We start from the raw sequence: 20,926 nt of genomic DNA, 5'->3' as shown, positions 1-20,926 counted from the left end.
GGGGTGCTCCGTGGGGGAGCACCCGGCCGATCGCCGTGCGCGTGCGCGTGCGCGTGCGGTGGGGCGGGGCGGGGGCGTCCGTGTCCGTGTGGGGTCGGGCGAGCGCGTCCGAGGCCGTGTCCGGTGGCGCGTCCGCGTCCGCCTCCGTGCGCGGGTGGGCAGCCGGGCGGGGCCTGCGGCCGTCCGGTCCCGGCGCGGACGGGCCTGCGGTGCCCGTCGGCTACCGGGGTGCCCGGCCGGCGCCGGAGGCGAGCTCCTTGGCCGCCTCGGTGAGGTCCTTGGCGGTGTCGATGGCCCGCCAGTACACGCCCTGCGGCAGCTGGTAGCCCGCCAGCCGCTTGCCGCGGGCCAGCTGGGGGAAGGTGGTGCGCTCGTGGTCGCCCACGTCCGGCAGCAGCTCGGCGAACTCCGGGCTGAACACGTACAGGCCGGCGTTGATCAGGAAGGGCGAGGGCGGGGCCTCGATGAAGTCCAGCACGTTGCCGAACTGGTCGGTCTCCACCGCGCCCCAGGGGATCCGCGGCCGGGCCAGCGCGAGCGTCGCGACGGCGTCCCGCTCGTGGTGGAAGGCGGCCATCTCGCGCAGGCTGAAGCGGGTCCAGATGTCGCCGTTGGTGGCGTACCAGGGTTCGTCCGGGCGGGGCAGCGCCTTGGCCGCGTACTTGAGCCCGCCACCGCGCCCGAGCGGCTCCGCCTCGACCACCGTGCGCACCCGCAGCGGCAGGTCCGCCTTGTCCAGCCACTCCTCCAGCACGTCGGCGAGGTGCCCGCAGGAGATCACGACGTCGGTGACGCCCTCCTCGGCCAGCCAGGCCAGCTGGTGGCCGAGGATCGGCGTGCCCGTCCCGGGGATCTCGACCAGCGGCTTCGGGCGGTCGTCCGTGTAGGGGCGCAGCCGGGAGCCCTGGCCGCCGGCCAGGATGACGGCCTGGGTGACGGGCGTCGTGGTCGGCCGGGGCGCGTGGGGCTGCGGGGGCCGGGCGGACGGGAGGTCGGCGGTGGGGCCGGAGTCAGCGGTCATGCCTGAACAATAAGGCGGCGGACGGGGGTGTCAGCCGCCTCGGGGACCGGGGTCCGCCCGGCCTTCCGCAGCCTTCCGCAGCCGTCTCCGACCGCCTCCGACCGCCTCCGGCCTTCCTCAGCCGACGACGCCGGCCGCGAACGAGCCGTCGCAGACCGGGCGGGCGAAGGAGCGGGCCCGCTGGACGTCGCCCTGGTACTTGCGCACCGCCGCCTTGCCCAGCTCGCCGGCCAGCGAGGTGCAGTAGGGCGTCAGCGAGGGCTGCTCGCGCATCGAGCGCTCCAGCAGGTCCAGCGCGGCGGAGGGGTTCTTCGCGCGCAGCTCGTCGAGCAGCGCCACCCGCAGCGAGTCCTGCGGGGCGAGCCCGTCCGAGGTCCTGGCCGCGGCGCCGGCCGCGTTGTTGGAACGCCCGATCCCGGCGCCGTCGCCGCTCGACGCCGCCACGACCTGCTGGTCGAGCCCGGTCGGCGGGGCCCACGGGACCCGGGTCACGGCGAGGGTGCCGGTGGTCACCAGGACGACCGGCAGGGTCAGGGCGACGGTCTGGCCGATACGGCGCACTAGCTGCTTCACCCTCAGGAGAGTAGCGGTGGGTACGGGCAGGATCGCCCTCCGTTACACCATCGAGTGACACACTGTCCGGTTTCGTCCCTCCGCCGTGTTGACGCGGGGGTGTGCGGACGGAGCCCGCCGGACCACGGGGGTCCGACGGGCTCCGGGGAGGCGCGAGGTCGCGTCAGTTGCTCAGGCGCAGGCCGGAGCTGGTGGAGAAGACGTGGGTCTCGTTGGCGATCGGCACGACGTGGATGGTCTCGCCGCGGGCCGGGATCTGGCGGCCGGGCACGCGGACGACCAGCTCGTGGTCCTTGCCGCCGATCTGGGTGGTGCCGTAGACGAAGCCGTCCGAGCCGAGCTCCTCGACCACGTTGACGGTCACCGCGACGCCCTCGATGCCGCCCGACGGGACGACCTCGAAGTGCTCGGGGCGGATGCCGACGGTCACCGTCTTGTCGGTGCCGGCGCCGGACAGGTCCTCGCGGGAGATGTTGACGACCGAGCCGCCGAACTTCACGCCGCCGTCCACCAGCGGCACCTCGACCAGGTTCATGGCCGGCGAGCCGATGAAGCCGGCCACGAAGAGGTTGGCGGGCTTGTCGTACATGTTGCGCGGGGTGTCGACCTGCTGGAGCAGACCGTCCTTGAGCACCGCGACCCGGTCGCCCATGGTGAGCGCCTCGGTCTGGTCGTGGGTGACGTAGACCGTGGTGATGCCCAGGCGGCGCTGGAGGCCGGCGATCTGGGTGCGGGTGGAGACGCGGAGCTTGGCGTCCAGGTTCGACAGCGGCTCGTCCATCAGGAAGACCTGCGGCTGGCGGACGATCGCCCGGCCCATCGCGACGCGCTGGCGCTGACCGCCGGAGAGCGCCTTCGGCTTGCGGTCCAGGTAGTCGGTCAGGTCGAGGATCTTCGCCGCTTCCTCGACCTTGGTGCGGATGTCCGCCTTGTTCACGCCGGCGATCTTGAGCGCGAAGCCCATGTTGTCGGCGACGGTCATGTGCGGGTAGAGCGCGTAGTTCTGGAACACCATGGCGATGTCCCGGTCCTTCGGCGGCAGGTGGGTGACGTCGCGGTCGCCGATCCGGATCGCACCGGCGTTGACGTCCTCCAGGCCGGCCAGCATGCGCAGGCTGGTCGACTTGCCGCAGCCCGAGGGGCCGACCAGCACGAGGAACTCGCCGTCCGCGATCTCCAGCTCCAGCGCGTCCACCGAGGGCTTGTCCGCCCCGGGGTAGACGCGGGTCGCCTTGTCGTACGTGACAGAAGCCATGGTTGTCGCTCTCCTTCACCGGCAGGAACGTGCCGGACGATCCGAGTAAAGGGGGGTTTGTCAGGGTTCCGCCGGGCCGCCAGTGGTCTGAACCACTGCTCGAACCGACTCCCGGCGACGCTACCTGCGGTTCCGTGACTTGTCAGCCCCCACCCGACCCGATTTCGGCATCGGTTCCATCACGCCCACCCATCCCACCAAGCCCCGGATATCCCCCCATCCCGTCACCCGGGCCCGGTAGACTGCCCCCGGTGCCGCCGTGATCCATCGCGGACGGCCACCGTGCCTCCTTAGCTCAGCTGGCCAGAGCACCGCTCTTGTAAAGCGGGGGTCGTCGGTTCGAACCCGACAGGGGGCTCAGGTGTCTGACCAGGCAAAAGGGCCCGAACGCGATCACGGTTCGGGCCCTTTGTCGATCTTGGAAGTCCGCATAAAGTCCACAACCCCCGCGCGCCAAGGCAAAAGAACGTTCAACTAAACCTTGCGCTGGCGTCAGGTGCGTCGCGTACAGTCGTGTCCGTAGGGGCGGCCGAGCTTGCGCGCGGCCGGATACGCCCCCTTCGCGTAGACGTGGACGGCCGGGGAGGACAACCGCAGGCCGACCACGCGGAAGCCCCCCGTCGAGAGAACCGGCGGGGGGCTTTCTGTTGCCACCGTAGCGGGTCCTTGGCGACGGCGAGAACTGAATCTCAGCCAACGAGCAACCGCCCCGGCACCACGCGGGTGCCGGGGCGGGACGCCGCCGGGGCGGCGTCTGACGGAGCCGGGGGATACGCAACCTCCGGCCCCGCTCTTGTGGGCCCCCGAAGGGGCGGCTGGGGCGATGATTGTCGCGAGATTTGCCACGCTTGGCAAAGACATTGCAGGTCGGGGCCAGTAAGCGTGGACTGGTGCCCACAGATGATCACTCCCGCGAGGTCCAGCAGCACCGCTGGGACGTGGGCGCTCGCATCCGAATGCTCCGCTTAGCCGCCGAGCTCTCTCAGGTCCAGCTCGCCGAGCGGGCCGGCCTTGACCACCGCACCATCAGTCGGGCCGAGCGCGGTCAGCACGCGATCTCGATCGACGTGGCGTACCGGATCGCGTCCGGCCTCGGCGAGCCCACGTGGCGGCTGTTCCGCGACGCCTGACCCGGCCTACTCGGACGGCGGCGGGGGCGGCGGAGGCGGGGTCCTCGGTGCGGCCGGCGGTGCCTTCGGGCCGCCGATCCCGCCGGATCCGCCCGACGGGTCCTTCTGTGGTGTCATCTCGTCCTCCTCGATATCCAGCTCTTCCAGCACTTCATCGGGCAACGGCATGGTGGGGTGCCGGGGCACCCGGTTCGGGCCGCGCGTGCCCCGGCGGCCGCGCTGGTCGTGCCAGCGGCCCTGGCCGTGCGGGGGGATCCTGTCGGTCACGACGTCCTCCTCATAGACGGGGGTCACCATCGTGACGCGCCCGGACCCAGTTGCGGGCCTGCCTGGCTTCGGCGTAGCTCCGCAGCGTCACGCCCCACTGGACCAGGCGCGCGCGGAGCCACATGTCGCGACGGCCGTACTCCCGGGAAAGCCGATACACCGACACGCCGTCATCCTGGTATCGGCGGATGATCTCCTCCTGCTGCTCCGGCGCGAGCTCCGTGCGCCCGCCTCGCGGGCCAGCCGGGGCGCCTTGCTTCGGCATCAGGTGCTCGGACTTCCGTCGGAGGGCTCCCCGTCGGGCGACCCGGCCCGGGTGGCGCGGATGTGCGCGCCAAGGTCCTCCAGGCCAGCAACCGTGGCCTGCCACTCCGGGCCGCCCGGCTCCGGGTGGGCGTCATCGTTGGGGTACATCACTCTCCTTGGTGCATGTGGGGTGCGCTACCACGGGCCAGCCGAGCGGGGCCTTGCGCGGGCGGGTGGGGGTGTAGACGTGGCCTGCCGGCACCAGCTGGCCACCGTCGCGACCACAGCAGATGCACGCTTGGGCGTGCAGTTGGTCGCTGGTGATCCAGAACTGGCCTCCGGGGGGATCCGACTGGCGCTCGACCAGTACCGGCGCTGGTGCCGAGTGGACCATCGTCATGTCAGCATCGTCGTCACCCGATCCGGCTAACTCCATATGCAGCCCCATGTGCCTGACATATCGTCAAGAGCATGAGTGCACCGACACCATGGGTGGATCCGCGCCTACGTACCGCCTGGGCGCAGGGAGACTGGGCTGCCATCCTGCGGGAGTACCGGCGTGCCGCCGGGATCTCCCAGACCGCCCTGGCTGGACTCGTAGGCCTCTCGCAGGCCGACGTCTCACTCATCGAGCGCGGCCGTCGTACGATCAAGGAGCGCGCCGTCATGGACCGCATCACCAGGGGCCTATCCGTACCGTCCGAGCTCATCGGCCTAAGCGCGGTTCAGTCGTCCTGGTCTCCCGACCCGGAGCTGACCGAACGCATCGCCCGGGCGCACACCACCGGCCGCACCGACACGCGCAGTGCCGAGTGGATCGCCCGGGTACTAGCCGAACACCGGCGAGCCGAGGACGACGGTGCCGGCGCAGACCTGTGGCCGGTCGTCCGTAGCCAGCTCGACACCGTCACCCAGCTGATCCCCGGAGCGGCTGGGCCGACCGCCGACCGGCTGATCCTGCTGAGTGCCGAGCATGCGCACTGGCTCAGCTGGGTGGCCCACGGCCAGCATGAGTACGGTGCCGCTTTCGCCTGGCTCGGGATTGCCCACGGATGGGCACTGGACGCCGGCAGTGCCGACATGGCCAGCTGGATCACCCGCGTCCGTGCCTACTACCAGCTCGGCGGCGGCGACCCGGTGCGCGCATTTCGCACGGCTGAAAGCGCCATAGGTTCAGGCCTGTCTCCGAGCGCTGCATCCGTGGCTGCGCACACTGCTGCGATGGCGGCTGCGGCCGTGGGCGAGCGCGACCGGGCGCACCGGCTCGCCGATGAGTCCTACGAGGCTGCACTGCGGGCGCCTGACGAGACCGACCGGCCGGGCTGGCTGTACTGGCTGTCGCCCACCCGGGCGCGACTTCTACAGGGTGAGGCGGCGTACGCCGCACGGGACTGGCGTCGCGCAGTCGACGCCCTCGGCGACGGGTTGGCCGAGCTGACCGGCTACCCGCGCGACGCCGCGTTCTACCGCGGAAAGCTGGAGGACGCGAAACGCCGGTCCTAGGTCGTGGCGCGGAGCTTGATGATGACCAGGTCGTCCGGGTTCCTGATGCACGCATAGGCCTCGGGGTCGGCCTCGCGAATCGCTTCCCGAAGCGCGCGGTGGATGATGGCGATGGCCGGCCCAGACTGCGGTTGCGGGTCTGGGTCGGTGACCTGCACCCGCAGCGTCCTCCGTTCGGGAGCCGGCTGGTCGTCCGGCTCGGCAATCACGAACTCAACGTCGTAGACCCACTCGGCAGCGTCCATGCTGCCGAGTGTAGGTTCCGGGTGATGACACGTCAGGCGGTTGGTCACAGATCCGTCACACGGTGCCCGCCCACCAGCCGCCGTCGGTAGGTTCGTGGCCCACCGACCGCAGGAGAATCCGTGCCCAAGATCGTCACCCGCCGCCGCATGGGCCCGTTCGCCCTCGCAGGCCACATCTTCATGATGCTCTGTACCTGCGGCCTGTGGACCCCCGTCTTCCTCATGGCCCGCCGCGGGCGCAAGACCGTCACGAAGTACAAGGGTTTCGAGCCCGGCCAGTACCCACCCCAGGCCTGACCCGGAACACGACGAAGCCCCCGTTCGGCCCTTCGGCCGGGCGGGGGCGACGTGGTTCAGCGGGAGACGAGCGGGATGACCGCAGCCGCTGCAGCGGCAGCTCCAGCCAGCGCACTGAGCGCCTGGGTCCGGCGGCGATCCGAACGACGGACTTCCTCCGACGCGGCCCTGTCCCGCTCCAGCGAGTCGATCCGCTGATCGTGCTCGGAGAGCTGGCCGGAGTGGTCGCGGAGCTGCTGGTCGGTCTGCCCGGCGCGTTGGACCATGAGCGACAGACCCCCCTTGACCTCGGCGAACCCCGTCGACACGGCGCCGCGCAGCCGCTCCAGCTCCAGCGCCGTCGAGTCCGGAGGGCTGGTCACTCGCGCACCGCCTGCCGCAGCACGTCGGCGTCCGGGTCCGGCGCCGACCGCAGCCACGAAGGCAGGAGCCGATCCACCACGGGCAACGCCATCACCCTGGTCACGCCGGCCGCCACCGCCAGCCCCGCGCCAACCCCCCACGCGGTCTGCGGGACACCCGAGGCGCCCACGATCAACGGTGCCGCCGCGGCAAGGGACAGCCCGGTCTGCACCGTGGTGCGGATCGTGCGGCGGGTCGAGTCGCGCATCAGAACGGTCCCCTCGTGGTGAGCTGGGCCTTGAGCTGGTCCACCGTCTTGGCCACGCCCTGCACCACGGCGGCCAGCTCGGTGAGCTTGTAGTCCGCCTGCTTGCTGCCGTTGAGGGCCTCGGCGAGCGTAGGCCGGTAGCCGTCGGGCAGGGCCGCGTACTCGGGCAGCAGCGTGGTCAGGAGGAGCTGCGGCAGGTCCGCCCGCAGCTTCTCGACCGCGGCGACTGCGGCGGTAGCCTGCTGGGTGGCGTACGCAGCGCCGTTGAGGGCGTCCGCGACGGTCGGGGTGAAGCCTTCGGGGGTGGTGTACTGCGACCCGAGGCGGGCCGCGAGCATCTGCTCAGGGGTCATGTCGTCCTCCTCGGCGCTCGGCGCCGTGCTGGTGGTGGTGAAGCCCGGCCACGAGCCCGGGTCTTGGTGGTCGTTCTCCGGCACGTGCGCGTGCGCGTACCAGCCGCCCGTGGTCTCCCACGTGCGCTCGTCTCGGCGGCTGGTGAAGTCGGTCGGCCGGCCCATCGGCCACGCATCCGGGACGCCCCATGAGGCGATCCATGCGTGCAGCCGGTCCCAGCCCGCGCACGGCGTGTCCACCAGCCGCGGGTACACCCGGCCCTGGTAGCGGCAGTACGGGAAGAACACCGCCTCGATCTGGATCACGACGCGGCCGGCCCGGTTGGTGCGGGTGCCGCCGGGTCCGTCGGCCACGCTCTTGGAGCGGGAGGTGGCCGGGTACAGCTGGGCGATCCGGCCGGTGAACGGGTCCCAGATCAGGTGGGGTGCGGAGGCGCGCCCGCTGCCGGTGAAGTAGGACACGAGGTCATCGAAGTCGCACCAGTCCTGCGGTGCGGCGGCGGTCGCGTTGCGGTCCCACGTGATGTGGGCGATGGCCTTCGGCGGGTACTGCTGGTCGGTCGGCGCGTGGTCGCCGAGGTCGTGTACCTCGGCGCCCCGCATCCACAGGTCGGGCATCGGCCCCTCCTCGGTCGGGGGTGACCCGTCAGGGCCATGTCCCTTGCGAGGGTAGGGAGATCACCCCGAGGGGCAGCCCGGCTACCAGCAGCCCCTATGAGCCCAGCAGGTACGCACCGATCATCTCCGCCCGGATGCTGCCGCCGTTGTTGTCCGTGCCGCCGGTTGTCGCCCCCGAGGTCCGTTGCACCTGCACCGCCACCCGCACCCAGTTCCCGGGCGCGTACCACGGCGTCATGTCGATGCCGACCATCGGGAAGATCCAGTTGAACGAGGCAGGCACCTGACCGGAAGCGACGGTGGTCGCGTTCGCCACAACCACCCGGTAGTCGCCACCGGTGTTGATCCCGCCGACCTGGTCACCCACCAGGCCCACCGTCAGGTTCAAGCGGGGGCCGTCGCACGGCACCTGCGCGACCAGCAGCTCCTGCCACGTGGTGTTCGGGGTGCGGGCGCTGGAGAAGAACCCGCTGCCGCCGAACCCGACCGGCCGCCACGGGAACGAGGTGCCCTTGCCGGAGATGGTGTCCGCGCTGATGATGACGTGCCCGGCCCGGTCGTACATCGCGAGGCCCTGCGTCCCGAACCCGGTGGTGGACCAGGCATTGCCGTCTTGCTGGGCGAACAACAGCTCGTTCGCTGGCGTGTCCCGGCGCATCTGCATGCCCATCTGCGGGGTGCCGTTGGCGTCGGGCATGCGGATGTCGCCGATGCGGATGACCTCGCGGGTGGGGTCCTGGGCGGACATGACGATGATCGCGCCGCCCTGCCGAATCCGCAGGGTGCCGTTGGTGAGGGTGGTGGACCCGACCTGGTTGGTGCGGGTCAGCTCGGCGAGTCGCCGCTCCAGCTCCGCCACCCGGTCCTCCAGGGACTGCTGCCGCAGGTACTCGGGCACGTCATCACGCTCCGCACGTCAGGGCGACCTTCTCAGGGCCGCCGGTCACCGACACCTTGATGCTGAGGATCCTCAGCTCCTGAACCTGCCCCTGCGGGTAGTACGGGCACGGGTCGATCGCGAACACCGCGCTGTCGCCCACCGTGTAGGAGCCGAGCACCGGGTCCGAGTCCGCGTCCACGACGAACGTGGGCGCCGTCGTGGCCTGCGACCGGGCGTTCAGCGAGGCCTGCGCGTGCGCCTGGATGGTGTTCGCCTGCGTCACCCCGTCGTAGGTCTCCACGGCCTCCATCAGCGGGTACCCGGCGCCCCACTGGTCGGGGGCCTCCGCGACGCCGGTCACCACGTCCTGCCCGGCCCCGGACCCGCGGGCCCACACGCGGTTGGCGTAGCCCATGCCGTCCTCCGGCCAGTCCGGGGTGATCACGTTGCCGCCCGGCCCGTACTGGAACTGGAACCCGGTCGCGGAGGCACGCCGGCCGCGGCGCGGGTACCAGACTGCCCACCGCCGGTACCGGCTGCCGTTGGCGTTCCACCCCGACTCGACACCCCAGTCGAACCCGCCGTCCACAGCCGCCAGCTGCCGGATCAGGGTGAGGATGTCGGTCCGCTGCTGGGCCGGGTCGTAGGTCCGGGCCCGGGTGACGCCGGTGGGGTTGATCAGCGGGTTGGTGTCCACGTGGATGGTGCCCGCGTTGCTCGGGTCGGCCTCGGCGTACCGCAGCAGCGACCAGACGATCCACACCTGGTCGTCGAACATGCGCTGGCCGTCCGGTACGTAGCGGGTGTCCGCCGAGTTGGAGACGAGCAGGTTGTAGTCCGTGGACAGCAGCTTGTTGACGAACCGCTTCTGCCAGTACGACGGGAACTCCGAGCCCCCCAGCTCCATACCCCAGATGATCCCGTTCGCCGAGGTCAGCGGGCGCCTGATCCAGATGATCCCGGCCCACACGATCACCCCGTCCCGGTCGATGTACAGGGCGGTACGGTCCGGGGTGGTCGCGTCCATCGGGCCGAGCTGGGCAACCTCGTCGGTCAACGCAATCGTGCCCTTGAACGTGCCGACGCCGTTCAGCTCGGTGGAGTACTCGGCGCCGATGACGGGCAGCTCCGCGAGCACCCGGTCCGACATCAAGTCGCAGAACAGGTAGGTGTACCGGTGGACCACGGCACCGACAGGGGTCGTCATCAGGCCATCCTCTGCACGCGGATCCACGACCGCTGGTAGAGCGTCAGCGTGGATGCGTGCGCGTTGTTCTGCGCCCACCGGAACTGCAAGCTGCCGGCCGTCGCACCGGTGGTCAGCAGGCCGCGGGGGGTGATGGTGGTCTGGGTGCCGCCCGTGCCATACGTGCCGGCCGTCAGCGGGGTGCCGGCCAGCGCGGACTGCGACGCGTACGCGGCCTGCCCGCCCGTCGCAGGGCCGTTGATGGACCACATCAAATTGGACCCGATCGGGATGGACCAGTCCGCTTTCAAGTCGCCCTGGTTGTAGGCGCCGTCGTAGAAGATCGCGCCCTCGACGATGTAGGTGGCGTTCGCGAGGACCGGCACGACCAGGTGAGTGTCGTTGCCCAACGTAGCGTTGTTCGTGAGCTGCTGGTTGAGGGTCTTGGCGGCGTACCGGAAGGTGCCGATGCCAGCGCTGCCAGCGAGCGGCAGTTCGGCCCGAGAGCCGTCGCCCTTGCCGTACAGGAACACGTCGGTGTCGGTGGCGTACATGACCTGCCCGGGCGCCGGGTGGTCGGGCAGGGCGGTGGAAACGACCGGCAGGATGCCGCCGGAGGCGACCTGGTAGGAGCGGGCATCGCTGATCTTCGCGTTGGTGATGGAGGTGACCCCGGCGTCGACCGCGATGTCCGCCAGCGGGATGCTGTTCGGCGGCAGGATGCCGCGGGTCGTACCGCCTGCGGTGGCCGCATACGGGCCCTGCACCACCACCAGGGAGCCGCTGTTGACGGTGCCGAGCGTCTCGGCGTCCAGCACCTGTGCGACCACGGTGTCCTTGCGGTACTGGCTGCCCGACGATGCGGCGATCGGCAGCGTCACCGGGGCGTCGTTGATGACGGTGTACGCCCCGTAGTTCGCGAGGTCCTTGTTCTGCACATAGCAGATGCCTGCGGACACGCTGACGGTCATGTTCGGGGTGCCCTGCGCAGAGACCGCCAGCTGCTGCTGCTGGTACGACGGGCGCACACCGCTGCGGGTCCGAAGGGACGCTTCGTCGCCGCTGTTGCCGTGGTAGCCGAGCATGCCGGTGATGACGGACAGGCGGTCGGTGCGGGCGGAGTAGGTACCGCCCTGCTGGTAGGCGGGCGGGCTGATGATCGCCATCAGGTGGTCCTCTCTACAGGGTGGCGTCGCGCCACATCACGGTGAGGTAGGTGGGCTGGGTGCCGTCCCCGTACGGATCGCCGCGGTAGACGAACGTGTTGGCGCCGGGGACCATCACGGGCCAGTCCGATCCGGCGACCACCCAGTCACGGCGCGGCGTGCTGCCGTTGGCGAGGACGGCCCGGATCGCCGTGTTGATCAGCACGTACTCGCCCGGGCCCAGCGTGTTGTTGAGCTGGAGCACGGCTCCGGTCTCCGATAGCTGCACCGACGGCCGCACGCACGGCCCGTCGATCCGCAGCAACAGGAACGTCTCGGAGGCACCGCCGTTGACGCACGTCACCGACCCGCCCGACCCGCCCGTCCCGTACAGCCACGGGTAGGTCCGCGGGTAGGAGCGGCCGGACGCCGGCGCATACGAGACCACCGGGCCGCCGGTGTACTGCGCGAGGGAGTACACCCGCGGGTCGTCGCAGTACCACTGCACCTGAGCCACGGTGGTCCGCTGCAACGAGGTCGCGTCGTACGGGATCCGGCGGCGCCGCACCTTGCCGTAGACCATCAGCCCGCGGTCGGGGAACTGCAGCTGCTGCGGGGCCGGGGCGGGCTGGCACGCGCGCTTCAGCGCGGCGATGAGCCGGCCGAGGTCGTCCGGGTCCTGCCCGCGCAGGGTGATGCCCACCGTGATGACCCGGGCGCCGACGTAGTCCGGGCCGGTCCACGTGCCGTGCGCACCGGTGCGGTCGACGTCGTAGGCACGGACGTCGGGCATGTCGTCGAGGTCGGGGAGATCCGAGATGGCGTAGGGGGTGCCGGGGCCCATGGCCAGCCCGTTCCACACCACGCGTCCGACGGCGGTCATCGCACCCCCAGTCCGGCCTGCCAGGACAGCTCACGGCTGACGTCCTGGGCGGTGGCCTGCGATCCGTACATGTTGATGGTGTTCTGCTGCAACACCGGCCGGGCGGCCCCCGCGTACGCCCCGGTGAGCGCGCCCGGGTTGCCGGCCAGCAGCAGGCTGTCGCCGTCCAGCGACCCGGCGATCTGCGCCGTGATGCCCTGTAGTTGGTCACGCAGGGCCGGGACCCGGGCGGCGATGCCGCGCATCAGGCCGTCCATGATGAGCCCACCGGCCGGGGTCAGGATCTTCTCGTCCCGCTCGGCCGGGCCCTTCCAGTCGGGCAGCAGGTCAGTCAGCGAACTCAGCGTGTCCTTGACGGATTTGAAGCCCGACGTGATGCCGTCGATCAGCGACTTGATGATCTTCTTGCCGACGTCCAGCAGGCTGCTCGCGAGCCGCGAGAACGTTTCGCCGAGCTTCTGCGGCAGCTCCCAGAAGACCGTCACCACGGCACTGGCGAGCCCGCCCAACAACTGCTTTCCAGCCTCGACCGCCCCGGACAGGTCCCCCGTCAACAGGCTGGTGATCAGCCGCAGCGCAGGCACCACGATGTTCGTGATCGCCCTGCCCAGTTCGCCGGTGAACACCGCAGCGAGCCGGACGATCAGCGAGATGATCGGTGTCAGGATGGGCATGATCGCGTTGAGGAACTGACCTGCCAGCGTGGCGAGCTGGACCAGCACGGGCGCCAGCGCGGTGGCGATCTGCACGAACGACTGCGCCAGCATCGGCAGGGGCAGCTCCTGCAGCAACTGCGTCAGCACCGGCAGCAGCGCGCCCGTGAGCGTGGTCACCAGCAACAGGAACGGCTCCAGCAGCACCGGCAGCACGCCGAGGATCGGAGACAGCGTCTCCCCGATCACCTGCGCCAGCACGCCGATCACCGGCGCAAGCTGCTGCGCGATTGTCGCGACCGCATCCAGCAGCGGCACCAGCACCGGCAGCAGCGCGGCCACCAGCTGCCCGACCACGGGCAGCACCGGAGCGAACGCGAGCGCCAGCGCGCTGATCGCCTGCGCGGCCGACTGCAGGACCGGGCCGAGCGCCGCGATCACCGAGCCCAGCGCCGGGCCGAGCGCCGCGATCAGGGCCTGAATGCCGGGCGCGAGTGCCGTGATGACCGGGCCGATGGCCTGCAGCGCCTGTCCGAGGAGCGGGGCCGCGGTCGTGGCCAGCAGCCCCATGGTCTCGAACAGGGCCTGCAGCCCCTGCTGCACAGCCGGAGTGCCGAACGCAGCCGCCGCCGCAGCAGTCATCTTCTCCAGCGTGGAGATGAACGACGCGCCGTTCGACTGGGCCGCACCGAACACGTTGCCCACGATCGAGCCGATGTTGCCCAGTACGCGGCCCATCTGCGAGACCAACGCGATGGCCTGCTCGATCGCCTTCTGCATGCTGCCGCTGTTGAACGCCTCGGTCATCCGCTGCTGCACGCCGGCCAGCGCGCCACCGGCGGACGCCGACAGCCGGTCGAACGACGGGGCCGCCGCCGCGCCGACCTGCACCAGCCCCTGGATCACGGTGCCCGGCAACTTGGCCATGTTCGCGAGGCCGTTCGAGGCGGAGCCGAGCGCCCGTCCGAGCGTGCCCGACTCGGCCAGCTCGGTCGCCGTCGCGCCGGTCTCCTTGGCCATGGTGTTCAGGTGCCCAGCAGCCGTTTTCAGCGCCCCGTGCAGCACCGGCAGGGTGGCCGTCGCGGTGGTCCGCAGGGTCTCGTCCAGGCCCTTGAAGAGGGTCTGCTGCACGTCCAGTTTGATCGCGTCCAGCTGGGGCTTGAGCCCGGCCAGCGCTTCGACGAACGCGCGCGCCGACGGGGCCAACTTGGCCATCGCCTCGGCCAAGGCGTCGACACCGCCAGCCGCCCCGCCGGCCTGCTGGGTGAGGGCCTCCTGCGCATCTGCTATCGCACGCAGGCCCTTCTCGGCGGTCTTCGCCTGCTCGGCCTGCGCGTCGGCGAGGGCCTGTTTGCGGTCGGCGAGCTGGCGGTCTGCCGCGGCGATGCGGTCGGCCGCAGCGACCTGGGCGTCCGCGGCAGCCTGCGCGCGGTCGCCGACCGTGCGGGTGCTGTCCTCGACCTTGGCCTGCGCGGCCACCACACGCTGACTGCCCTCGATACCGGCGGCGTTGGCCTGCTCGACCTGGGTCTTGAGGCGGTTGTAGGCGATGCCCTGCTCGTGCAGCCGCTGCGTCGCCTGGTCGAGCGCGAGCAGGGCCTGTTCCTTCTGCCGCTCCGTCGCGGACGGGTCGGCCATCACCTTGTTGAGGGACTCCTGGGCCTCCTGTACCCGCAGGGTGTTCTCGCGCTGGTCGAGCCCGGAGTCGGTGAGCCGGTTGTTCAGGTCCTCCAGATCCTGCGCGGCTCCCTTGCGGGCGTCGGCCAGCGCCTGCTGGGCCGCAAGGCTCGCCCTCTGTGCGTCCGCCAGCGACCGTTCGGCCTGCGCCACCGACCGCGCGGCCTGCACCTGCGCGTCCGCCGCCGCCTTCGTCGCGTCGCCCACCGACCGCTGAGCATCCGAAACCCGGCGCGCCGCCTGCTCGTTGGCGTCCGCAGCCTGCTGCATCGCATCGCCGACCGCCCGCTGAGCCTTCGCCGCCTGCTGAGCCGCACCGGCCGCCGCCGCGGCGCCGCCCTCCGCCGGGGCCCACGCCGCCTGCACGGCCGCGCCGATCCCGCGCGTGCCGACCTTGAGCGCACCGACCGCTGAGCCCACCGACAGCACCGCGGTCGCGGCGACCCCGGCGGCCGGCGCCATGGCGGCCAGAGCAGCCACCACCCCCGACAGCACCGGGACCAGAGCACCGAGCGTGGCGGCTGTGGACGCACCGGCGGCAGCCACCCCCGCCAACGGCCGCAGAGCGCCGGCCGCGCCGACGGCCAGCCGATCCAGGCTCCGCCCCGCCCGGTCGGGCCCGTCGGAGTCGCCGACGTGCTCGGCCACCTCATGCACCGCGGTCAGCTCCGCGATGGCCTCGCCCGCGTCGACATCGACCTCGACCAGGGCCCGCATGTTGTCGACGTGCTGTACGCCGGCCACCACAGAGTCCAGCTCGGCCAGGACCGTGGTCGTGTCGAGGTCGAACCCGATGTCCGGGCGCTCGGCGGCAAGGCGCTGGAACGCCGCCTGGATCTCCTCCAGCTCGACCCGGGCCTGCGCGGTGTCAACCTCGACATCGACCGGCCGCTGCCAGATCTCCACCATCCGGGCACGCAGGGCCTGCACCTCGCGCTGGGCGTCGGTCGCGTCGGCATGCAGGTCGATGGCGGGGATCGCCCGGAACGCCTGCTGGAGGCGGAAGCGGGCGGCGTCGTCGATTGCCTGGCCGAGCCGCGTGCCGATGGCACGGCCCTCGGCGGCAGCCTCGGCCTCGGCCCCTGCGACGCCGGACAGGTCGATGTCCAGGCTGGTGACCAGCCGCGGCAGGTCGATGCGCTCTCCGGCCATCGGGGGTCAGCCTCCTATCGGCATCTGGGCGAGGGCCATGAGGCCTTCGCGGGTGGCGTACATGCCGGGGTCGTCGTCGGGTTCGTCGTCCGGCTCGGTGGCGCCGGTGGCGATGCGGTGCCGGTCGATGAGGGCGTGCAGCAGGGCCGGGCTCATGTCCCAGAACTCCTCCGTGGTGCGGCGGAGTTGGACGGTGCCGATGTAGATCAGGTCAGCCCAGGAGATCCGGTCGTCTCCGGGGCCGCGTCGTTTCCCGGGCTGCCGGTGCCGAATGCGGAGACGAGGGAGGTCTGCATCGCGGCGGCGTACTCGTGGATGAGCTGGGGGGCGAGGAGGTCGCCGAGGTCGCGGCCGTCGCTGCTGCGGCGGTAGAGGATCTCCTCGACGGTACGGGTGCCCGCGACGTCCTGCCGGTGGCGCAGGTGGGGGGTGAACCCGCCGCCGGGGCCGACGAGTCCGGCGCCGAGGAGGTCCATCAGCGGACCGAACGCGGCGCCGTCGCCGGTCTGGTCGATGGCGGTCTGGATGCCGGTGACGGAGCCGAAGCGCTGTTCCAGCAGGGCCAGGCTGCGGAAGGAGTACCGCAGCCCGGCCGTGCTGCCGTCGGCGAGGGTGATGTCGGTGGGCTGGGCGAGGGCCTGGGCGGGGGTGAGGTCGCTCATGTGGGTGTCCCCTGGGGTGTGGTGGGAGGGTGGGCCGTGTGCTACGGGATGGCGACGGCGGTCTCGTTGAGGGTGATCGACAGCCACTTGCCGGTGCTGGCGAGCGGGACGGCGCTGACCTCGAAGCTGGGGATGCGGTAGTCGTCCTGCGCGAACCCGAGGTCGGGGAACTTCGAGAGCATGCACTTGGAGAGGGTGACGTGCACGTCACCACCGATCAGGCTGGAGCCGCCGGGCGGGGTGACGCCCTCGATCTTGAAGTAGGTCGGGGCGCTGGACCCGGTGAGCTCCCACACGGCCTTCTGCGCCGGGGTCGCGCCGGAGTCGGTGACGGCACCGCCGAGCATCGCCGCGAGCGCGTCGAGGGACAGCAGGGCGTGCTTCGCGGAGGCGGTCACCCCGTCGATGTACGAGGAGGTGTCCAGCAGGGTGTTGTCGCCGCGCAAGGTCTTCGACTGGATGCTGCCGGAGATGGCCAGCTCCTGGATGCCCGGGATGTCGATGCTGGTCGCGGCGTACGTGGCGGTGCCGCCGACCGGGTCGGCGGTGAGCACGGTCAGCTTGCAGTCGACGATCGAAAACAGCTTCGTGACGTGGGAGAGGCCGGCCATCAGATGGTCCCTTCGGGGTCGGTCTCGGCCGGCTGGCCGAGGGTGGGCGGGGTGAACGGCGGGCTCGCCGGGTCCGGGTCGTCCTGGGCCGCCGGCTGTTGGACCGGCGGCGGCTCGACCGGTGCCGGGGCGGGCGGCAGGAGACCCAGGTCGGCCTGCATGTCGTGGATGGTCAGCCGCACGGCGGCCGGCCACTCCTTCGCGGCGTCGTAGCGCTCGGCGCCGGCCTGCCACGGGAGCCACCCGCCGAACACGAACTGGCTGGTGCCGGGCAGCCCGGGCGGCCCGGGCACGCCGAGCGCACCGGTCCGGCCGGAGTACCAGGCCGGCAGCTTCCACGCGGGCCACGTCGGGTCCATGTGCGCGGGGTCGGCGGGGTGCCACCAGCCCTGGGCCTCGACCAGCTCGCGGGGGTACCAGGTCTGGCCGTCGGGGGTGGGCTCGGCGACGGGCCCGGTCGGCGGCGGGTCGGTCGGGGTGCCGCCGCTGCCGGTGCCCGGGTCGGTGGGCTCGGTGGAGGTGCTCATCAGGTGCCCTTCTGCAAGGTGCGGGTGACCATGACGGTGATGACGTGGCGGATCGCGTTGTCGGCGATCGGCTCGCGGTGCGCGGTCTGGAACCGGACCGCGACCATGTCGCTGCTGCCGGGGCCCGGGACGACGGGCTGCGAGCACAGCCACATCACCCGCTCGGCGAGCTGGTAGTCCTCGACGTTCGGGGCTGCCCCGCCGGCCTGTGTGCGGGCCTGCTGGACGACGTCGACCTGCACCAGCTCCTGAATGGTGACGACCCGAGTGGGGTCGCCGTAGTCGCCGTTCGCCGTCGGATGGAGGGCGTAGTTGGTGCCCTCCTGCACGACGACGTACGGCAGCGGCTGACCCTCGGCCGGGCCGTCGCGGAACACCGGCACACCGCCGAGCAGGGGCGTGAGGTAGGCCCGGAACGATCCGGCTGTGGTGGCGGCCATCAACGGATTCCCTTCGCGTGCTGGCGCAGGTAGGTCTCGGCCATGGCGATGGCGGGCCGCATGAACGGCTGGGCCCGGGTGCCGGGGTGGTTGACCTTCGCGACCGGGTGCGCGGCGCCCGGCCACCACAAGGCCTTCTTGCCCTTCGGGACAATGACGTGCGGCGCGGTGCCGTACTCGACGTCCGTCGCGTACGTCACGTTGGTGCCGATCGTCACGCTGAACCGGAGCCGGCCGCCGGCCGGGATGGCCACGATGCTCGACCGCAGCCGCCCGGTGTCCACCGGCGCAAGGGACTTGGCGTGGTTGACCATGTCGTTCGCGGCGCGCTCGGTCGCTGCCCGGGCCGCACCGGACAGCCGGTCCAGCGCGCCGCGCAGGGCGCCCTGGAAGTCGGTCGACCGGACGGTGTAGTGGATGCCGGCCATCACGCGCCCCCGATCAGCTGGTGGTGGTTGAGGTAGGGGGCGAGGAGGACGTCCGCCGTTGTCACGCCGGTGCCGGACCGCGGCGGCGCCGCCCCGTCCTCGCCGCCGGTGTCGGGCTCGATGACGACGTTGTTGCCCTCGTCGTCCACGCGCAGCCCACCAGGGGCGATGCCTCCGCCCGGGGTGCCCTGTCCCGTTGTGACGGCCTGCACCCACGCCGCGACCTGGGCCGTCGCCAGGTCAGCCCCGGGCGGAGGAGTCTCGTAGCCGTACGATCCGGCGACCGACGCCGTGGTGCCCCAGCGGCGCCACAGGTTCGGCCAGCCGCCGGAGTACGACTCCGCACCGGCGACCAGGTCATTGAAGCCGCACAGCGCGAGCTGCACCGCGTCGACCTGCCCCAGCACCGCGCTGCTGGTGACCCGGTACGCGGACGGCGGGACGACGTAGTCGACTGTCCCGGGTCCGGCGGACAGGGTGACCGCCGCCACGGTCCGCACCCGGCGGGGCAGCAGGATCCGCGCGTCGCCGCCGACCTCACCCGACACGGTGAGGTCGGTCGGCTCGAAGCACTGCTGCGTGTAGGCGTCAACTCGCCGCTGGGCAGCGAGGATCCACCCGATGACCTCCGAGTCGGTGCCGGTGCAACCTGCGGCGCGGGCCTGGGCGACAGTGCAGTACACGAGGGGTCAGCCCTCCTGCGGGGCGTCAGCGGCCGTCAGCGCGCGCATGACGCCGTCGGTGACGGTCGCTCCGGCGACGCAGTGCTGCACGGCGCCGCCGCCGGGGTGGGTGGTGTAGGCGGGGCCGGTGACGCCGCCGTCGGTGTGGAGTGCCTGGTAGGCGTCGGTCGGCGCGGGGCGGCCGACCTCGAAGCCGACCAGGCTGATCCGCTGGGGGCCGGCCGGGGCCTGCTCGACATCGGTCTCGACCGGGTCCGGCTCGGTGGGGGTGGGCTTGGCGGGCATCAGCTGCCTCCGATCACGCCGCGGGTCCGCAGCGCGGCCAGCAGGCTGTTGAAGTCGGCCTGGGTCGGGGCCGCCGCGATGTTGTTGACCACCGGGAGGGTGGTGCCGGACAGCAGCGCGGCGCCGCCGGACACGACCTGCACATCGACGGTGACCTGCTCCGGGCGGCGGGTGCCGCCCTTGGTGAGGTTCGCCTGCAGGGGGACGCCGGCCATTACGGCAGCGCCTGGAACGTGACCTTGGTGAACGCGGCCGGGGTGTGCACCGCGAGGTTCGCGCGGCGTTCCGCCAGGATCACCAGGGTGTTGGCGATGAAGAAGTCCGCGTGGCTGTCGCTCATCAGGATGGTGACGCCCTGCCGCTCCCACAGCGTCGCACCCATGCGGAAGCCGCCCATCAGCGCGGTGCCCGCGGCCATGGCGACGGTGCTGACGACCGTCAGCCCCCAGATCCGCGGCGGGCCGCCGGCGTCCTGCACGTTGGCGATGACCCGGAACTCGCCGGTGGCGGTGGTGTCGAGTTCGATGTCCTGCCAGTCCGACGGGTTGAGCACGACGGCGTCCGGCGGGTACAGCGCCAGCTCCTGGACCGTCCTGGCCTTGCGGATGGTGATGAGCTTGGCGTCGGTGTTCCCGCTGCCCGGCTGGTAGGCGTTGAGGCCGGGCGTGGTGAGGATGCCCTGCATCTGGGTGGTGCCGTTGCCGGTGAGAATCTCCCGGTCCATCTTGAAGTCCAGGCCGTACGTCAGTCGGCCGTTGATGTAGCCGACCAGCTGCCCGTTGTCGTCGGCCGCCTGCCTTGTGATGGGCACCCAGTGGGCCACGGTCTTGAGGCTGGTGGTGATGAGGTCGAACTGGAACGGCCCGCTCATGGGCTTGTTGGTGCCCTCGGGCACGACCGCGGCCTTGTTCCAGGTGCCCGCCCCGGTGACGGGGCCGGACACGTCCCGCATGTACTCCAGGGTGGTGCCGTCCGAGGTCTGCCGGTCGAGGAGGTTGGCGATCAGGAGCGGGTAGTCGGGGTTCTGCGGGATGACCCCGGGCTGCCGCTGGTTCTGCTTGAGCGGGGTGGCGGTGGAGGTCGTGCCGGCCGGGGCGTCCCGGTGCTCAACGGCAACCTTGCCGACCATGCCGGACGCGCGGTAGTGCTCCAGCGCCTTCGACCGGACGAACGCCTCGGCCGCGCTGACCGCGGGGTGGTTGCCGTCGTCGGGCTGCTGGCCGGGCTGCACCCGGGTGCCGGTGCCCTGCGGGGCGTCCGGCAGGGCGGCGGCCTGGAGCGCGCGGAGTCGGGCGTCACGCTGCTGGGCCTGCTCGATCTGGCCGGTGATCTGGTCGGCGCGGGCGAGCAGCTCGTCCATGTCGCCGGAGTAGGTGTCGTCGGCGAGGAGGCGGAGCACCTCGTCACGCTGCTCGGTCAGGCTCGGGGCCATGCCGGGCTCCTCTCGGTCCGTGGGACGCGGACGGCGCCCCAGTGGTGTCTGGGTCGCGTCCGTCTTTCACGGCCGGTGGAACGCCCCGGCAACGCCCGTGGCTTGTACGTCCGGTACGGGCGACCCGGATGGGGAGCACAGTACGGCGGGGCCCGCCGGAGGCA

The 20,926-nt window shown here is 71.6% G+C and carries 27 protein-coding genes and 1 tRNA gene; 4 read left to right on the top strand and 24 right to left on the bottom strand.

What is annotated here, in order from left to right:
• Window positions 1-220: 220 nt before the first annotated feature.
• The 3 genes from ACFVHV_RS25360 to ACFVHV_RS25350 form a co-directional block, all read right to left on the bottom strand.
• Entirely contained in the window at window positions 221-1,021 is an 801-nt protein-coding gene (locus tag ACFVHV_RS25360) for a nucleotidyltransferase family protein (protein WP_359915312.1), read from the bottom strand.
• Window positions 1,022-1,138: 117 nt separating this feature from the next.
• Window positions 1,139-1,594 carry a hypothetical protein gene (locus ACFVHV_RS25355; protein WP_359915310.1) on the bottom strand — a complete coding sequence of 152 codons (456 nt, stop codon included), beginning with the start codon at window positions 1,592-1,594 and terminating at the stop codon, window positions 1,139-1,141.
• Window positions 1,595-1,757: 163 nt separating this feature from the next.
• Complete coding sequence (locus ACFVHV_RS25350) at window positions 1,758-2,849, bottom strand: sn-glycerol-3-phosphate ABC transporter ATP-binding protein UgpC (RefSeq protein WP_359915308.1); 1,092 nt, start codon at window positions 2,847-2,849, stop codon at window positions 1,758-1,760.
• A 284-nt stretch (window positions 2,850-3,133) separates the two neighbouring features.
• Between ACFVHV_RS25350 and ACFVHV_RS25345 the strand changes: the two genes are divergently transcribed.
• Together ACFVHV_RS25345 and ACFVHV_RS25340 are read left to right on the top strand one after the other, a co-directional pair.
• Window positions 3,134-3,207: transfer RNA gene (locus tag ACFVHV_RS25345), tRNA-Thr, on the top strand.
• A 532-nt stretch (window positions 3,208-3,739) separates the two neighbouring features.
• On the top strand, window positions 3,740-3,979 hold the full coding sequence (locus ACFVHV_RS25340; RefSeq protein WP_380353688.1) for a helix-turn-helix transcriptional regulator: 240 nt from the start codon (window positions 3,740-3,742) through the stop codon (window positions 3,977-3,979).
• A gap of 6 nt (window positions 3,980-3,985) precedes the next feature.
• Here the strand turns inward: ACFVHV_RS25340 and ACFVHV_RS25335 are convergent, their stop codons facing one another.
• Both ACFVHV_RS25335 and ACFVHV_RS25330 read right to left on the bottom strand, forming a co-directional pair.
• A complete protein-coding gene (locus tag ACFVHV_RS25335) occupies window positions 3,986-4,246 on the bottom strand; it encodes a hypothetical protein (protein ID WP_380353685.1) in 261 nt (86 codons plus the stop codon).
• A gap of 264 nt (window positions 4,247-4,510) precedes the next feature.
• Window positions 4,511-4,660 carry a hypothetical protein gene (locus ACFVHV_RS25330; RefSeq protein WP_380353683.1) on the bottom strand — a complete coding sequence of 50 codons (150 nt, stop codon included), beginning with the start codon at window positions 4,658-4,660 and terminating at the stop codon, window positions 4,511-4,513.
• Between the two features lie 303 nt (window positions 4,661-4,963).
• Between ACFVHV_RS25330 and ACFVHV_RS25325 the strand changes: the two genes are divergently transcribed.
• Entirely contained in the window at window positions 4,964-5,995 is a 1,032-nt protein-coding gene (locus tag ACFVHV_RS25325) for a helix-turn-helix domain-containing protein (protein ID WP_380353680.1), read from the top strand.
• On the opposite strand, the gene ACFVHV_RS25320 is transcribed toward ACFVHV_RS25325, so the two are convergent.
• The gene (locus tag ACFVHV_RS25320; protein WP_380353677.1) at window positions 5,992-6,240 is read right to left on the bottom strand and encodes a hypothetical protein; all 249 of its coding nucleotides are present in this window, start codon (window positions 6,238-6,240) and stop codon (window positions 5,992-5,994) included. The genes ACFVHV_RS25325 and ACFVHV_RS25320 overlap by 4 nt on opposite strands.
• Before the next feature lie 120 nt (window positions 6,241-6,360).
• Here ACFVHV_RS25320 and ACFVHV_RS25315 point away from each other — a divergent pair, with 120 nt between their 5' ends.
• A complete protein-coding gene (locus ACFVHV_RS25315) occupies window positions 6,361-6,537 on the top strand; it encodes a hypothetical protein (protein WP_380353675.1) in 177 nt (58 codons plus the stop codon).
• Window positions 6,538-6,593: 56 nt separating this feature from the next.
• Here ACFVHV_RS25315 and ACFVHV_RS25310 read toward each other — a convergent pair whose 3' ends face one another.
• The 18 genes from ACFVHV_RS25310 to ACFVHV_RS25225 all read right to left on the bottom strand — a co-directional run bounded on the left by ACFVHV_RS25310 (window position 6,594) and on the right by ACFVHV_RS25225 (window position 20,762).
• The gene (locus ACFVHV_RS25310; protein ID WP_380353672.1) at window positions 6,594-6,899 is read right to left on the bottom strand and encodes a hypothetical protein; all 306 of its coding nucleotides are present in this window, start codon (window positions 6,897-6,899) and stop codon (window positions 6,594-6,596) included.
• On the bottom strand, window positions 6,896-7,147 hold the full coding sequence (locus ACFVHV_RS25305; protein ID WP_380353669.1) for a hypothetical protein: 252 nt from the start codon (window positions 7,145-7,147) through the stop codon (window positions 6,896-6,898). The genes ACFVHV_RS25310 and ACFVHV_RS25305 overlap by 4 nt, the downstream gene beginning before the upstream one ends.
• Window positions 7,147-8,118: a hypothetical protein gene (locus ACFVHV_RS25300; RefSeq protein WP_380353667.1), complete on the bottom strand. Its 972-nt coding sequence runs from the start codon at window positions 8,116-8,118 to the stop codon at window positions 7,147-7,149. The genes ACFVHV_RS25305 and ACFVHV_RS25300 overlap by 1 nt, the downstream gene beginning before the upstream one ends.
• Before the next feature lie 94 nt (window positions 8,119-8,212).
• A complete protein-coding gene (locus tag ACFVHV_RS25295; protein ID WP_380353665.1) occupies window positions 8,213-9,016 on the bottom strand; it encodes a hypothetical protein in 804 nt (267 codons plus the stop codon).
• A 4-nt stretch (window positions 9,017-9,020) separates the two neighbouring features.
• Window positions 9,021-10,205, bottom strand: a complete 1,185-nt coding sequence (locus tag ACFVHV_RS25290) for a hypothetical protein (protein WP_380353662.1) — start codon at window positions 10,203-10,205, stop codon at window positions 9,021-9,023.
• Window positions 10,205-11,350 (bottom strand): hypothetical protein, encoded by a 1,146-nt coding sequence (locus tag ACFVHV_RS25285; protein WP_380353659.1) that lies wholly within the window; start codon window positions 11,348-11,350, stop codon window positions 10,205-10,207. Before ACFVHV_RS25285 ends, ACFVHV_RS25290 begins: the two co-directional genes overlap by 1 nt.
• 13 nt (window positions 11,351-11,363) lie before the next feature.
• A complete protein-coding gene (locus ACFVHV_RS25280; RefSeq protein WP_380353657.1) occupies window positions 11,364-12,212 on the bottom strand; it encodes a phage distal tail protein in 849 nt (282 codons plus the stop codon).
• Entirely contained in the window at window positions 12,209-15,694 is a 3,486-nt protein-coding gene (locus ACFVHV_RS25275) for a hypothetical protein (protein WP_380353655.1), read from the bottom strand. The genes ACFVHV_RS25280 and ACFVHV_RS25275 overlap by 4 nt, the downstream gene beginning before the upstream one ends.
• A 6-nt stretch (window positions 15,695-15,700) precedes the next feature.
• Window positions 15,701-15,850: a hypothetical protein gene (locus ACFVHV_RS25270; protein WP_380353652.1), complete on the bottom strand. Its 150-nt coding sequence runs from the start codon at window positions 15,848-15,850 to the stop codon at window positions 15,701-15,703.
• Between the two features lie 50 nt (window positions 15,851-15,900).
• Window positions 15,901-16,356 carry a hypothetical protein gene (locus tag ACFVHV_RS25265; protein WP_380353650.1) on the bottom strand — a complete coding sequence of 152 codons (456 nt, stop codon included), beginning with the start codon at window positions 16,354-16,356 and terminating at the stop codon, window positions 15,901-15,903.
• 41 nt (window positions 16,357-16,397) lie between these two features.
• Window positions 16,398-16,967 carry a phage tail protein gene (locus ACFVHV_RS25260; RefSeq protein WP_380353647.1) on the bottom strand — a complete coding sequence of 190 codons (570 nt, stop codon included), beginning with the start codon at window positions 16,965-16,967 and terminating at the stop codon, window positions 16,398-16,400.
• Entirely contained in the window at window positions 16,967-17,494 is a 528-nt protein-coding gene (locus tag ACFVHV_RS25255; protein ID WP_380353646.1) for a hypothetical protein, read from the bottom strand. The genes ACFVHV_RS25260 and ACFVHV_RS25255 overlap by 1 nt, the downstream gene beginning before the upstream one ends.
• Window positions 17,494-17,934 (bottom strand): hypothetical protein, encoded by a 441-nt coding sequence (locus ACFVHV_RS25250; protein WP_380353644.1) that lies wholly within the window; start codon window positions 17,932-17,934, stop codon window positions 17,494-17,496. The genes ACFVHV_RS25255 and ACFVHV_RS25250 overlap by 1 nt, the downstream gene beginning before the upstream one ends.
• Window positions 17,934-18,362, bottom strand: a complete 429-nt coding sequence (locus tag ACFVHV_RS25245) for an HK97-gp10 family putative phage morphogenesis protein (RefSeq protein WP_380353643.1) — start codon at window positions 18,360-18,362, stop codon at window positions 17,934-17,936. The genes ACFVHV_RS25250 and ACFVHV_RS25245 overlap by 1 nt, the downstream gene beginning before the upstream one ends.
• Window positions 18,362-19,045 carry a hypothetical protein gene (locus ACFVHV_RS25240; protein WP_380353640.1) on the bottom strand — a complete coding sequence of 228 codons (684 nt, stop codon included), beginning with the start codon at window positions 19,043-19,045 and terminating at the stop codon, window positions 18,362-18,364. Before ACFVHV_RS25240 ends, ACFVHV_RS25245 begins: the two co-directional genes overlap by 1 nt.
• A gap of 6 nt (window positions 19,046-19,051) precedes the next feature.
• Window positions 19,052-19,330 carry a hypothetical protein gene (locus ACFVHV_RS25235; protein WP_380353638.1) on the bottom strand — a complete coding sequence of 93 codons (279 nt, stop codon included), beginning with the start codon at window positions 19,328-19,330 and terminating at the stop codon, window positions 19,052-19,054.
• Window positions 19,330-19,545, bottom strand: a complete 216-nt coding sequence (locus tag ACFVHV_RS25230) for a hypothetical protein (protein WP_380353635.1) — start codon at window positions 19,543-19,545, stop codon at window positions 19,330-19,332. Before ACFVHV_RS25230 ends, ACFVHV_RS25235 begins: the two co-directional genes overlap by 1 nt.
• The gene (locus ACFVHV_RS25225; protein ID WP_380353634.1) at window positions 19,545-20,762 is read right to left on the bottom strand and encodes a phage major capsid protein; all 1,218 of its coding nucleotides are present in this window, start codon (window positions 20,760-20,762) and stop codon (window positions 19,545-19,547) included. The genes ACFVHV_RS25230 and ACFVHV_RS25225 overlap by 1 nt, the downstream gene beginning before the upstream one ends.
• Between the last annotated feature and the right edge of the window lie 164 nt (window positions 20,763-20,926).

Source organism: Kitasatospora sp. NPDC127116 (genome assembly GCF_042677365.1).
In the GTDB taxonomy this organism is placed as follows: Bacteria; Actinomycetota; Actinomycetes; order Streptomycetales; family Streptomycetaceae; genus Kitasatospora; species Kitasatospora lactacystinica.
Note: the sequence above shows the minus strand (reverse complement) of the source record. Positions and strands in the feature narration are given on the sequence as shown.

Bases quoted from the DNA above. Each gene is read 5' to 3' on its own strand.
- ACFVHV_RS25360 (WP_359915312.1), bottom strand. From the start codon at position 1,021: ATGACCGCTGACTCCGGCCCCACCGCCGACCTCCCGTCCGCCCGGCCC.
- ACFVHV_RS25350 (WP_359915308.1), bottom strand. From the start codon at position 2,849: ATGGCTTCTGTCACGTACGACAAGGCGACCCGCGTCTACCCCGGGGCG.
- ACFVHV_RS25330 (WP_380353683.1), bottom strand. From the start codon at position 4,660: ATGTACCCCAACGATGACGCCCACCCGGAGCCGGGCGGCCCGGAGTGG.
- ACFVHV_RS25325 (WP_380353680.1), top strand. From the start codon at position 4,964: ATGAGTGCACCGACACCATGGGTGGATCCGCGCCTACGTACCGCCTGG.
- ACFVHV_RS25320 (WP_380353677.1), bottom strand. From the start codon at position 6,240: ATGGACGCTGCCGAGTGGGTCTACGACGTTGAGTTCGTGATTGCCGAG.
- ACFVHV_RS25305 (WP_380353669.1), bottom strand. From the start codon at position 7,147: ATGCGCGACTCGACCCGCCGCACGATCCGCACCACGGTGCAGACCGGG.
- ACFVHV_RS25300 (WP_380353667.1), bottom strand. From the start codon at position 8,118: ATGCCCGACCTGTGGATGCGGGGCGCCGAGGTACACGACCTCGGCGAC.
- ACFVHV_RS25290 (WP_380353662.1), bottom strand. From the start codon at position 10,205: ATGACGACCCCTGTCGGTGCCGTGGTCCACCGGTACACCTACCTGTTC.
- ACFVHV_RS25285 (WP_380353659.1), bottom strand. From the start codon at position 11,350: ATGGCGATCATCAGCCCGCCCGCCTACCAGCAGGGCGGTACCTACTCC.
- ACFVHV_RS25280 (WP_380353657.1), bottom strand. From the start codon at position 12,212: ATGACCGCCGTCGGACGCGTGGTGTGGAACGGGCTGGCCATGGGCCCC.
- ACFVHV_RS25275 (WP_380353655.1), bottom strand. From the start codon at position 15,694: ATGGCCGGAGAGCGCATCGACCTGCCGCGGCTGGTCACCAGCCTGGAC.
- ACFVHV_RS25270 (WP_380353652.1), bottom strand. From the start codon at position 15,850: ATGAGCCCGGCCCTGCTGCACGCCCTCATCGACCGGCACCGCATCGCC.
- ACFVHV_RS25265 (WP_380353650.1), bottom strand. From the start codon at position 16,356: ATGAGCGACCTCACCCCCGCCCAGGCCCTCGCCCAGCCCACCGACATC.
- ACFVHV_RS25260 (WP_380353647.1), bottom strand. From the start codon at position 16,967: ATGGCCGGCCTCTCCCACGTCACGAAGCTGTTTTCGATCGTCGACTGC.
- ACFVHV_RS25255 (WP_380353646.1), bottom strand. From the start codon at position 17,494: ATGAGCACCTCCACCGAGCCCACCGACCCGGGCACCGGCAGCGGCGGC.
- ACFVHV_RS25250 (WP_380353644.1), bottom strand. From the start codon at position 17,934: ATGGCCGCCACCACAGCCGGATCGTTCCGGGCCTACCTCACGCCCCTG.
- ACFVHV_RS25245 (WP_380353643.1), bottom strand. From the start codon at position 18,362: ATGGCCGGCATCCACTACACCGTCCGGTCGACCGACTTCCAGGGCGCC.
- ACFVHV_RS25235 (WP_380353638.1), bottom strand. From the start codon at position 19,330: ATGCCCGCCAAGCCCACCCCCACCGAGCCGGACCCGGTCGAGACCGAT.
- ACFVHV_RS25230 (WP_380353635.1), bottom strand. From the start codon at position 19,545: ATGGCCGGCGTCCCCCTGCAGGCGAACCTCACCAAGGGCGGCACCCGC.
- ACFVHV_RS25225 (WP_380353634.1), bottom strand. From the start codon at position 20,762: ATGGCCCCGAGCCTGACCGAGCAGCGTGACGAGGTGCTCCGCCTCCTC.